This window comes from Rhodococcus sp. NCIMB 12038, from assembly GCF_002165735.1.
Lineage (GTDB): Bacteria > Actinomycetota > Actinomycetes > Mycobacteriales > Mycobacteriaceae > Rhodococcus_F.
On sequence record NZ_NHML01000003.1, the window covers coordinates 455,489 to 467,648 of the forward strand.

Below are 12,160 nucleotides of genomic sequence, written 5' to 3' on the forward strand. Positions count from 1 at the left end.
GCGGTGTGAGCGAGCGCGCTCACACCGCCGCGTCGTGTGTCGGGTGGGGAAAGCCGAGCCGCTACTCGCCGCGCCGCTGGTCGTCCGTGGTCCGCTTCCCGAGATCGACCGGGTCCTGCCAGGTGGTGTCCCCGCCCTGCGGCTGATCGAGGTCGGATGTGTCCTCGCGGTAGTTGTGCACCGGTTCGAATACGGCCGTGTCGGCGTCGGAACCGGCGTACCCGGTGTCCGGGGTCTGCTCGTACGCCTGGCCCGGGTAGTTCTGGCCGTACCCGTCGTCGTCGGCCACGGCTGCGGCTGCGGTTCCCCCCGCTGCGGCTCCTGCGGCCGCTCCGGCACCGTGCGCCGCCGGCCGGCGTTCGCCGCGGTCCTTCACCGTCTTCCTGGACTCCCGGCCGACGAAGAACCGGCCGAGGAACACGGCGAGCATCGCGGGGACGAAGATCAGCAGGACCGTGAACGCGGCCCCCGACGTGATCTCGAAGAAGAACGAGTTCTGGGTGACGTTGAGGTTCGGCACCAGGTTCGCCAGCCAGCTCCCCACCCCCGCGACGACTCCGCCGAGCAGGGCCGCCTTCAGCCACAGCATCGTCAGGTCGGCGCCGTCCTCCGGATCGGGGTTCCGGCGACGGTCCCGGATGCCGTCGATGCCGGCCCAGATCAGTGCCACGAACACCACGATCAGCAGTGCGAGCCATCTCAGAGCGGAACCCTGAAGCGGCCACTGTGTGATCGACACACCGAGGATCACACGAACGAAAACATGTATCAGGGCCATGCCGAGGCCGCGTACCACCCACGCATTCATGGGCACAGCGTAACGAGCGGGTTTTCGTCCGTGTGGCCTAACCCACACGGCGGCGGTCTGAAACCTGTTCTCGCCTGCGGGCGGGTGCCGTCGATCCGCGCCCTCCCGGCGGCGGATTGCCGGTACGTTTGACGACATGCCTGCTGATCATGGTTCGCGGCGCGCGGCGCTGCGCGCGGCCCTCGCCGCCCGGGATCTCGACGCACTTCTGGTGACGAATCTGGTGAATATCCGATATCTCACCGGGTTCACCGGCTCCAATGCCGCGCTGCTCGTGCACGCGTCGGACGCCGTGGGCGCCGAGGAGCGCACCGTCATCTGCACCGACGGCCGCTACCTCACACAGGTCGGAGAACAGGTTCCCGATCTGCGCGCCGAGATCGCCCGCGCCAGCGCCGCCCACCTGATCGAATCGGTGGGGCGGCGGAGCCCGTCGTCGCTGGCGTTCGAAAGTCACGTCGTCACGGTGGACGAGTTCGCGGCCTGGTCGGTGCTCGCGCCGGACGCGCGGCTCGACCCCGTTCCAGGGCTCGTCGAGGAACTGCGGATGGTGAAAGACGACTTCGAGGTCGGACTGCTGCGCGCGGCGTGTGCGGCCGCCGACTCCGCGCTCGCCGAGCTGATCGAGCGTGGTGGTCTCCGCCCCGGACGCACCGAGAAGGAGGTGGGCCGGGAACTGGAGGCGCTGATGCTCGCGCACGGCGCCGACGGCATCTCGTTCGAGACCATCGTCGCGGCGGGTGCCCACTCGGCGATCCCGCACCACCGCCCGACCGAGGCGGTGCTCGGCAGTGGCGACTTCGTGAAGCTGGACTTCGGGGCGGAGGTCGGCGGTTACCACTCGGACATGACCAGAACGTACGTCCTCGAGCAGGCCGCAGACTGGCAACGCGACGTATATGCGCTGGTCGCGCGGTCGCAGGAGGCCGGGCGGGACGCGCTGCGCCCGGGAGCCGAGGTGTCCGCGGTCGATGCCGCCGCCCGCCGGGTCATCGAGGACGCCGGCTACGGGGAGCTGTTCCTGCACGGCCTCGGACACGGCGTCGGCCTGGAGATCCACGAAGCTCCGGGAATCGGCAAGCTGGGCACCGGTACACTTCTGGACGGTGCGGCGGTGACCGTCGAGCCGGGCGTGTACTTCTCCGGGCGCGGAGGCGTGCGGATCGAGGACACGCTCGTGGTTCGTGAGCAGGGACCGGAACTGCTCACACTCACCACCAAAGACCTGACTGTCGTGTAGACGGTTTCGACCTTATCGAGGAGACGCGAAGCAAGTGGCTTCCACCAGTGATTTCAAGAACGGCCTGGTCCTGCAGATCGAAGGCCAGCTGTGGACGATTACCGAGTTCCAGCACGTGAAGCCCGGCAAGGGTCCCGCGTTCGTGCGCACCAAGTTGAAGAACGTGCTCTCGGGCAAGGTCGTCGACAAGACGTTCAACGCCGGCGTCAAGGTGGACACGGCCACGGTCGACCGCCGTGACATGACGTACCTGTACCACGACGGCACCGACTACATCTTCATGGACGGCGACACCTACGACCAGATCTCGATCAGCGAGGCCACCGTCGGCGACGGCGCCCGCTTCATGCTCGAGAACATGGCCGTGCAGGTCGCGACGCACGAGGACGTTCCGCTGTTCGTGGAACTTCCCGTCACCGTCGAACTGGTGGTCCAGCACACCGATCCCGGCCTGCAGGGCGACCGCTCCACCGGCGGCACCAAGCCCGCCACCCTCGAGACCGGCGCCGAGATCAACGTTCCGCTGTTCATCAACACCGGTGACAAGCTGAAGGTCGACTCCCGCGACGGCAACTACCTCGGGCGTGTGAATTCCTGAGTGTCCGGTACGCATAAGAAACTCGGCGCGCGGCACAAGGCCCGCAAACGCGCCGTCGATTTCCTCTTCGAGGCCGAGGCGCGAGATCTCGATCCGGTCGATCTCGCGACCGAGCGCGCCGAATTGTCCGGCAAGGACGATTCGGTGGCACCGGTCGCCCCGTACACCGTCACCGTGGTGACGGGTGTCGCGGAGAACCTGGACCGCCTCGACGAGGTGATCTCGTCCCACCTGCAGGACTGGACGCTCGAGCGGCTTCCCGCCGTCGACCGCGCCATCCTGCGCATCGCCGTGTGGGAGCTGTTCCACGCCACCGACGTGCCTCCGGTCGTGGCCGTGGACGAGGCGGTGGAGCTGGCCAAGCAGCTCTCCACCGACGAGTCGCCGGGTTTCGTCAACGGCATTCTCGGTCAGGTCGTGCTGGTGGCCCCGCAGGTGCGGTCGGCTGCGGCCGCGACGTCGCGGCGTGCCGAGACCGCCGGCGGCGAGTCGAACGACGCGCGCTCGTAAGTTCGTGTCCCGCTGCGGGCCCGCGTCGGCGGGTCCGCAGGTCAGGGGTCCGGGCCTGGCGCAGTCGACGCGCTGATAAGCTGTCCGCGTCAGGCATCCTTTAACGATCCGTCCAGTGAGGCGGAGAAGGAGGTCGTTGTATGCGCGTGCCCGAAGGGTCTCGCCCCGCCGGGGAACCGGCGGATTCAACACCAGAAGAGTCCCCGTCCGTCGAGCCCGCACGGGAGCTGCTGTCCGCGGCCGATGTGGGACGGACCATCGCGCGAATCGCGCACCAGATCATCGAGAAGACCGCGATCGACGCCGCCGACGGTGAAGCGCCGCGTGTCGTTCTGATCGGCATCCCGACCCGGGGCACGACGCTCGCCGCGCGGCTCGCCGGGAAGATCGAAGAATTCTCCGGGGTGCGCCCACCGGTCGGCTCCCTCGACATCACCCTGTACCGCGACGATCTGCGCACCAAACCGCACCGCCCCCTCGAACGCACCTCGGTTCCCGAGGGTGGCGTCGACAACACCCTGGTCGTCCTCGTCGACGACGTGCTGTTCTCCGGCCGCACCGTCCGCTCCGCGCTCGACGCCCTCCGCGACCTCGGGCGGCCCCGCGCCGTCCAGCTGGCCGTCCTCGTCGACCGCGGCCACCGCGAGTTGCCGCTGCGCGCCGACTACGTGGGCAAGAACGTGCCCACCGCCCGCACCGAGGACGTCAAGGTGCTCCTGAGCGAACACGACGGCCGCGACGCGGTCATGATCTCCGGGGGGAAGAGCTAAGTGAAGCACCTGTTGTCGATCGCGGACCTGACACGGGAATCGGCAGTCGAACTTCTCGACGAGGCCGAACGCTTCGAACAGGCCCTCCTCGGGCGCGAGGTGCGCAAGCTCCCGACGCTGCGCGGCCGGACCGTGATGACCGTGTTCTTCGAGAACTCGACCCGCACCCGGGTGTCGTTCGAGGTCGCCGGGAAGTGGATGAGCGCGGACGTCATCAACGTCAGCGCGTCCAGTTCGTCGGTGTCGAAGGGCGAGTCCCTCCGGGACACCGCGATGACGCTGCGCGCGGCAGGCGCCGACGCCCTGATCGTGCGGCACCCCGCGTCGGGTGCGGCTCACCAGATCGCGAGCTGGACCGGACGTCAGGACGACGGCGGACCCGCGGTCATCAACGCCGGTGACGGCACGCACGAACACCCCACCCAGGCGCTGCTCGACGCGCTCACGCTGCGTCAGCGCCTCGGCGACATCGAGGGCAAACGCATCGCCATCGTCGGCGACATCCTGCACAGCCGGGTCGCGCGGTCGAACGCGCTGCTGCTGTCGATGCTCGGCGCCGAGGTCGTCCTCGTCGCGCCCCCCACGCTGCTCCCGGTCGGGGTGTCGTCGTGGCCGGTGTCGGTGGCGCATTCCCTCGACGCGGAGCTGCCCGGTCTCGACGCCGTCCTCATGCTGCGCGTGCAGGCGGAACGGATGAACGGCGGGTTCTTCCCGTCCCAGCGGGAGTACTCGATCAATTACGGCCTGTCGGAGAAGCGGCTGGCGCTGCTTCCCGAGCACGCGGTGGTGCTGCACCCCGGTCCGATGCTGCGCGGCATGGAAATCGCCTCGGCGGTGGCCGATTCGTCGAGAACCGCCGTGCTGCAGCAGGTCACCAACGGTGTGCACATGCGGATGGCGGTGCTGTTCCGGCTGCTGGTCGGAGCGGAGGAAGTTGCGGGATGAGTGACAGTGCAGTGACAGGAGAGACAGTGCTCATCAAGAACGTGTTGCTGTACGGCGAGGGCGAGCCCACTGACGTTCTGCTCGGTGACGGCGTCATCGCCGCGATCGGTGCGGACGCGGGCACGGACGCCGCGCCCGACGCCGAGGTGATCGACGCGGCGGGGCAGATCCTGCTCCCCGGTTTCGTCGACCTGCACACCCACCTGCGGGAACCCGGCCGCGAGGACACCGAGACCATCGATTCCGGTTCCGCCGCCGCCGCGCTCGGCGGGTACACCGCGGTGTTCGCGATGGCCAACACCAGCCCGGTCGCCGACTCGGTGGTCGTCACCGACCACGTGTGGCGCCGCGGCCAGGAGGTCGGGCTCGTCGACGTGCACCCCGTCGGCGCCGTCACCGTCGGGCTCGAGGGCAAGCAACTCGCCGAGATGGCTACGATGGCGTCGGGGACGGGCCGGGTGCGCATGTTCTCGGACGACGGCCACTGCGTCTACGACCCGCTGATCATGCGCCGGGCCCTCGAGTACTCGAGCTCGCTGGGCGTGCTCATCGCGCAGCACGCGGAGGAGCCGCGACTGACCGTCGGGGCGATCGCGCACGAAGGACCCACCGCCGCCCGGCTCGGGCTCGCCGGCTGGCCGCGCGCCGCCGAGGAGTCGATCGTCGCCCGCGACGCACTGCTCGCCCGCGACGCCGGGGCGCGGGTGCACATCTGCCACGCCTCCACCGCGGGCACCGTCGAACTGATGAAGTGGGCACGCGGACAAGGCATTTCGATTACCGCCGAGGTCACCCCGCACCACCTGCTGCTCGACGACTCCCGGCTCGAGACGTACGACGCCGTCAACAAGGTGAACCCGCCGCTGCGGGAGACGAGCGACGTCGCCGCGCTCCGGGCCGGACTGGCCGAGGGCACCATCGACTGTGTCGCGACCGACCACGCGCCGCACGCCGAGCAGGACAAGTGCTGCGAGTTCGCGGCCGCCCGCCCCGGCATGCTGGGGCTCGAGACCGCGCTGTCGATCGTCGTGCAGACGATGGTCCGCACCGGGCTGCTCGACTGGCGCGGCGTGGCCCGGGTGATGAGTGAGCGTCCGGCCGAGATCGTCGGACTCGACGACCAGGGTCGCCCGCTCGAGGTCGGCGAGCCCGCCAACCTCGTGCTGATCGATCCGGACGCCGAATGGACCGTCCACGGCCCCGATCTCGCCAGCGTCGCCCACAACACGCCGTACGAGTCGATGACTCTCCCGGCACGGGTGACCACGACGATCCTGCGCGGCCGGATCACCGCGAGCGACGGCCGGGCCCGCGTCCGGGTGCGAAACGGCAGGGGATGACGGTGGAGAGAATTCTGTGGGTAGTCGGCCTCGTCGCGTTCTGGGCGCTGGCCATCTTCCTCATGTACATCGGCTGGCGCGGTCGCGCCCGGCGGCAGGCCGACCGGGTCGGGCAACTGCCCGGCGTGCCCGCGCACCTCGGCGCGCAGACGATCGCCCCGGCCACCGGACTGTATGTAGGCAGCACCCTCGCCCCCAGCTGGCAGGACCGGATCGCCGTCGGCGACCTCGGCTTCCGGGCGACGGGTGAGATCTCCCGGTACGAAACCGGGATCCTGCTCGAACGCGACGGGGCGTCGGCGATCTGGATCCCGCAGGACGCGGTCCGCGCCGTGCGCACCGAGCGCGGACTGGCGGGCAAGGTCATGAGCAAGGACGGCGTCCTGGTGATCCGGTGGGAGTTGCCGACCGGCACCGAGATCGACACCGGTTTCCGCAGCGACGACAAGTCCGTGTACCCGGCCTGGGTGGGCGCAGGGACACCGGACGGCAAGACAGACAGTGAAGATTCAGCGAATGCGGCGAGCTCTGGTGAGGTCGAGCAGAACGGAGAGAACGCATGAGCGGCTACGACACCGACTCTGCAGTACTGGTCCTCGAGGACGGACGGGTATTCCGGGGCACCACTTTCGGGGCCGTCGGCCAGACGCTCGGTGAGGCCGTCTTCAGCACCGGCATGACCGGCTACCAGGAGACGCTCACCGACCCCAGCTACCACCGCCAGATCGTCGTGGCCACCGCGCCGCAGATCGGCAACACCGGGTGGAACGACGAGGACGACGAATCCGTCGGTCCCACCGGCAGCAGCGCCGAGGCGAAGATCTGGGTCGCCGGGTACGTCGTCCGCGACCCCGCCCGCCGCACCTCCAGCTGGCGTGCCACCGGATCCCTGCAGGACGAACTCGTCAAGCAGGGCGTCGTCGGGATCGCCGGCATCGACACCCGGGCCCTGGTCCGCCACCTGCGCACCCGCGGCTCCATGCGCGCAGGCGTGTTCTCCGGCGACGCCCTCGCCGACACCGACGTGCTGCTCGACCGGGTGAAGGGCCAGCCGTCGATGCTCGGCGCGGACCTCGCCGGCGAGGTCAGCACCACCAGCGGGTACGTCGTCGAGCCGACCGGGGGAGAGGCGCGCTTCACCGTCGCGGCCATCGACCTCGGCATCAAGACCAACACCCCGCGCATGTTCGCCGAGCGCGGCATCCGGGTGCACGTGCTCCCGTCCGACGCCACGCTCGCGCAGATCCTGGACCTGAAGGCCGACGGCGTCTTCCTCTCCAACGGCCCCGGCGACCCGGCGACCGCCGACGGCGCCGTGCACCTGACGAAGGAAGTCATCGGGCAGGGCCTGCCCCTGTTCGGCATCTGCTTCGGCAACCAGATCCTCGGCCGCGCACTCGGTCTCGGCACGTACAAGATGAAGTTCGGTCACCGGGGCATCAACATCCCGGTCGTCGAACACGAGACGGGACGCATCGCGATCACCGCGCAGAACCACGGGTTCGCGCTGGAGGGGGAGGCCGGACAGGAGTTCGACACCCCGTTCGGCAAGGCCGTCGTCAGTCACACCTGCGCCAACGACGGTGCCGTCGAGGGGGTCCGCCTGCTCGACGGATCCGCCTTCTCGGTGCAGTACCACCCCGAGGCCGCGGCGGGCCCGCACGACGCCGCGTACCTGTTCGACCGCTTCACCAGCCTGCTCGAGGGAGTCAAGAACTAATGCCACGCCGTACCGATCTCTCCCACATCCTGGTGATCGGCTCCGGGCCGATCGTCATCGGCCAGGCCTGTGAGTTCGACTACTCCGGAACCCAGGCCTGCCGGGTGCTGCGCGAGGAGGGCCTGCGGGTCAGCCTCGTCAACTCCAACCCGGCCACGATCATGACCGACCCCGAATTCGCGGACGCGACGTACGTGGAGCCGATCACCGCCGAATTCGTCGAGAAGGTCATCGCCCTCGAGGCCGAGAAGGGTCACCCGATCGACGCCGTCCTCGCGACGCTCGGCGGCCAGACGGCGCTGAACACCGCGGTGGCGCTGCACGAGCAGGGCATCCTCGAGAAGTACGACGTCGAGCTGATCGGCGCCGACTTCGACGCCATCCAGCGCGGTGAGGACCGGCAGAAGTTCAAGGACATCGTCGCCAAGGTCGGCGGCGAGTCGGCGCGCTCCCGCGTCTGCTACACGATGGACGAGGTCCGCGACACGGTCGCAGAACTGGGCTTCCCCGTCGTTGTGCGGCCGTCGTTCACGATGGGCGGCCTCGGCTCCGGCATGGCCTACGACGACGAGGACCTCACCCGGATCGCCGGCGGCGGCCTCGCGGCGTCCCCCACCGCCAACGTGCTGATCGAGGAGTCGATCCTCGGGTGGAAGGAATACGAGCTCGAGCTGATGCGCGACGGCCGCGACAACGTGGTGATCGTGTGCTCGATCGAGAACGTCGACCCGGTCGGTGTGCACACCGGTGACTCGATCACCGTCGCCCCCGCCATGACGCTCACCGACCGTGAGTACCAGGCGATGCGCGATCTCTCCATCGACATCCTCCGCGAGGTCGGCGTCGACACCGGCGGCTGCAACATCCAGTTCGCGATGGACCCTGCCGACGGGCGCCTCGTCGTCATCGAGATGAACCCGCGCGTGTCCCGGTCCAGCGCGCTCGCGTCGAAGGCGACGGGCTTCCCGATCGCGAAGATCGCCGCGAAGCTCGCCATCGGTTACACGCTGGACGAGATCGTCAACGACATCACCAAGGAAACCCCGGCGTGCTTCGAGCCGACCCTCGACTACGTCGTGGTCAAGGCGCCCCGGTTCGCGTTCGAGAAGTTCCCCGGCGCGGATGACACCCTCACCACCACGATGAAGTCGGTCGGTGAGGCCATGTCGATCGGCCGCAACTTCACCGAGGCGTTCGGCAAGGTGCTGCGCTCCCTCGAGACCAAGCGGGCCGGGTACTGGACGGGTCCCGACGTGGAGGCCGCCGACCTCGACAGCCTCCTCGCGGAACTGAGCATCCCCCGCGACGGACGCGTGTACGGCATCGAGAAGGCGTTCGCGCTCGGCGCCACCGTCGAGCAGCTGTTCGACGCCACGAAGATCGACCCGTGGTTCCTCGACCAGATCCTGCAGATCCACGAACTCGGCGACACGCTGCGCGAGGCTCCCGAGGTGACCGAGCGGGTCCTGCGGCGCGCCAAGCACCACGGCCTGTCGGACCGGCAGATCGCGGCCCTGCGCCCCGAGATCGGTGGCGAGGACGCGGTCCGTGCGCTGCGCGAGCAGTGGGACGTCCACCCCGTCTACAAGACGGTCGACACCTGCGCCGCAGAGTTCGAGGCGAAGACGCCGTACCACTACTCGACGTACGAACTGGACCCGGCGGCCGAGTCCGAGGTGGCCCCGCAGACCGAGCGTCCGAAGGTCCTGATCCTCGGTTCCGGACCGAACCGCATCGGTCAGGGCATCGAGTTCGACTACTCCTGCGTGCACGCCGCCCTGACGCTGTCGGAGGCCGGCTACGAGACCGTGATGGTCAACTGCAACCCGGAGACCGTCTCCACCGACTACGACACGGCCGACCGGCTGTACTTCGAACCGCTCACGTTCGAGGACGTGCTCGAGGTGTACCGGGCGGAGTCGATCTCGGGCACCGTCGCCGGTGTGATCGTGCAGCTCGGCGGTCAGACCCCACTGGGTCTGGCGAAGCGGCTGAAGGCGGCGGGGGTGCCGATCGTCGGCACCAGCCCCGAGGCGATCGACCTCGCGGAGGACCGCGGCGAGTTCGGGAAGGTGCTGGTCGACGCCGGTCTGCCCGCTCCCAAGTTCGGCACCGCGACCACGTTCGCCGGGGCCCGCGACATCGCCGCCGGCATCGGGTACCCGGTGCTGGTGCGGCCGTCGTACGTCCTCGGTGGCCGCGGCATGGAGATCGTGTACGACGAGGCGTCCCTCGAAAGCTACATCTCCCGCGCCACCGAGATCTCCGACGACCGGCCGGTGCTGGTCGACCGGTTCCTGGAAGACGCCATCGAGATCGACGTCGACGCGCTGTGCGACGGCACCGAGGTGTACCTCGGCGGCGTGATGGAGCACATCGAGGAGGCCGGTATCCACTCGGGCGACTCGGCCTGTGCGCTGCCGCCGATCACCCTCGGCCGCGCCGACCTCGAGAATGTCCGCCGCTCCACGGAGGCGCTCGCCAAGGGCATCGGCGTGAAGGGCCTGCTCAACGTCCAGTACGCCCTCAAGGACGACATCCTGTACGTCCTCGAGGCCAACCCCCGCGCCAGCCGCACCGTGCCGTTCGTGTCGAAGGCGACGGCCGTGCAGCTCGCGAAGGCGTGCGCCCGCGTCATGCTCGGCGAGTCCATCGCGAACCTGCGCACGAGCGGCGTGCTCCCGGCCACCGGCGACGGCGGCTGGACCCCGGCGGATGCGCCCGTCGCCGTCAAGGAGGCGGTGCTGCCGTTCAACCGGTTCCGCCGCGCCGACGGCACCGGGGTCGACACCCTGCTGAGCCCGGAGATGAAGTCGACCGGCGAGGTCATGGGCATCGACGCCGACTTCGGCACCGCGTTCGCGAAGAGCCAGACGGCCGCGTACGGTTCGCTGCCCACCTCGGGCTCGGTGTTCGTGTCGGTCGCCAACAAGGACAAGCGGTCGCTGATCTTCCCGGTCAAGCGGCTCGCCGACCTGGGCTTCCGGATCCTGGCCACCGAGGGCACCGCGGCCGTCCTCCGCCGCAACGGGATCACCTGCCAGGAGGTGCACAAGCACTCCGGCGAGAAGCTGGAGGCGGGGGAGCGCACCATCGTCGAGACGATCCGCGACGGTGAGGTCGACATGGTGATCAACACCCCGTACGGCAACTCCGGACCGCGTGTCGACGGCTACGAGATCCGCAGCGCGGCCGTCGCCACGAACATCCCGTGCGTCACCACCGTTCAGGGCGCGTCCGCCGCGGTGCAGGGCATCGAGGCAGCGATCCGCGGCGACATCGGCGTCCAGTCGCTCCAGGCGTTGCACGCGCGGCTGCGGTCGCCGGCCGTGGTCGTGGCCCCCGCGACCGGGGCCGTCTCCTCGTGAGCGGACACCATCATCACCACCACTCCTGGCTGCATCGGCTGACGTCGGCGGTCGAGCACCGGGGGCGGTTGTGTGTCGGCATCGACCCGCACCCGGGACTGCTCGAGGCGTGGGGCCTGCCCGTCTCCGCCGAGGGGCTGGAGACGTTCGCAGAGATCTGCGTGGAGGCATTCGTCGGTGAGGTGGCCGTCGTGAAGCCTCAGGTGGCGTTCTTCGAAGCGTACGGCTCCGCCGGATACGCGGTGCTCGAACGCACCATTTCGGTCCTCAGAGAGGCAGGGACGCTCGTCGTCGCCGATGCCAAGCGCGGGGACATCGGGTCGACGATGGCGGCGTACGCGCAGTCCTGGCTGGGCGCGGAGTCCACTCTGTCGTCCGATGCCGTGACGGTGTCGCCGTACCTGGGATTCGGTGCCCTGGATCCGGCGCTGTCGCTGGCGGCGGAGCAGGGCCGCGGGCTCTTCGTGCTGGCCCGGACGTCCAATCCCGAGGGCGGCGATCTGCAGGCGGCGGGGACGGCCGCAGGGGTGTCCGTGGCCCAGTCCGTGGTGGACGCGGCGGTCCGGCACAACGACGCACAACCGGGTCTGGTGGGTCTGGTGGTGGGCGCGACACGCGGACACGGCCTGGATTTGTCGAATTTTTCCGGGCCGATTCTCGCGCCCGGTCTCGGCGCCCAGGGCGCGACTCCCGGTGATCTCGCCGACATTTTCCCCGATTCGCGAAAACTGTTGTTGCCGAACACGTCTCGTGGTGTTCTCCAGGCCGGACCGTCGGCCGCGGCACTGCGTGAGGCGGCCGTGAAGGTGCGTGACGAGATCGAGTCCGCACTGTCATAGCCCACCTGAATCCGGCTCTGAC

General features: G+C 69.3%; 11 protein-coding genes. 10 read left to right on the forward strand and 1 reads right to left on the reverse strand.

Annotated features, from left to right (window positions below; all coding sequences use genetic code 11):
• Positions 1-61: 61 nt before the first annotated feature.
• Entirely contained in the window at positions 62-808 is a 747-nt protein-coding gene (locus CA951_RS05900) for a B-4DMT family transporter (RefSeq protein WP_087555936.1), read from the reverse strand.
• Between the two features lie 136 nt (positions 809-944).
• Here CA951_RS05900 and CA951_RS05905 point away from each other — a divergent pair, with 136 nt between their 5' ends.
• The 10 genes from CA951_RS05905 to pyrF all read left to right on the forward strand — a co-directional run bounded on the left by CA951_RS05905 (position 945) and on the right by pyrF (position 12,138).
• Entirely contained in the window at positions 945-2,048 is a 1,104-nt protein-coding gene (locus CA951_RS05905) for an aminopeptidase P family protein (protein ID WP_087555937.1), read from the forward strand.
• 34 nt (positions 2,049-2,082) lie between these two features.
• On the forward strand, positions 2,083-2,646 hold the full coding sequence (efp, locus tag CA951_RS05910; RefSeq protein ID WP_005241702.1) for an elongation factor P: 564 nt from the start codon (positions 2,083-2,085) through the stop codon (positions 2,644-2,646).
• The gene (gene nusB, locus CA951_RS05915) at positions 2,647-3,156 is read left to right on the forward strand and encodes a transcription antitermination factor NusB (protein ID WP_087555938.1); all 510 of its coding nucleotides are present in this window, start codon (positions 2,647-2,649) and stop codon (positions 3,154-3,156) included.
• A gap of 140 nt (positions 3,157-3,296) precedes the next feature.
• Positions 3,297-3,926 carry a bifunctional pyr operon transcriptional regulator/uracil phosphoribosyltransferase PyrR gene (gene pyrR, locus CA951_RS05920; RefSeq protein ID WP_087555939.1) on the forward strand — a complete coding sequence of 210 codons (630 nt, stop codon included), beginning with the start codon at positions 3,297-3,299 and terminating at the stop codon, positions 3,924-3,926.
• Complete coding sequence (locus tag CA951_RS05925) at positions 3,927-4,871, forward strand: aspartate carbamoyltransferase catalytic subunit (protein ID WP_072942146.1); 945 nt, start codon at positions 3,927-3,929, stop codon at positions 4,869-4,871. It begins immediately after the preceding gene.
• Positions 4,868-6,211, forward strand: coding sequence for a dihydroorotase (locus CA951_RS05930; RefSeq protein WP_087555940.1), 1,344 nt, complete (start codon positions 4,868-4,870; stop codon positions 6,209-6,211). Before CA951_RS05925 ends, CA951_RS05930 begins: the two co-directional genes overlap by 4 nt.
• Positions 6,208-6,774: a transporter gene (locus CA951_RS05935; RefSeq protein WP_087555941.1), complete on the forward strand. Its 567-nt coding sequence runs from the start codon at positions 6,208-6,210 to the stop codon at positions 6,772-6,774. The genes CA951_RS05930 and CA951_RS05935 overlap by 4 nt, the downstream gene beginning before the upstream one ends.
• Positions 6,771-7,931: a glutamine-hydrolyzing carbamoyl-phosphate synthase small subunit gene (gene carA / locus CA951_RS05940; protein WP_087555942.1), complete on the forward strand. Its 1,161-nt coding sequence runs from the start codon at positions 6,771-6,773 to the stop codon at positions 7,929-7,931. The genes CA951_RS05935 and carA overlap by 4 nt, the downstream gene beginning before the upstream one ends.
• Positions 7,931-11,299: a carbamoyl-phosphate synthase large subunit gene (gene carB / locus CA951_RS05945; RefSeq protein WP_087555943.1), complete on the forward strand. Its 3,369-nt coding sequence runs from the start codon at positions 7,931-7,933 to the stop codon at positions 11,297-11,299. Before carA ends, carB begins: the two co-directional genes overlap by 1 nt.
• Positions 11,300-11,328: 29 nt before the next feature.
• Positions 11,329-12,138 (forward strand): orotidine-5'-phosphate decarboxylase, encoded by an 810-nt coding sequence (pyrF, locus tag CA951_RS05950; RefSeq protein WP_087556006.1) that lies wholly within the window; start codon positions 11,329-11,331, stop codon positions 12,136-12,138.
• Positions 12,139-12,160: the final 22 nt, after the last annotated feature.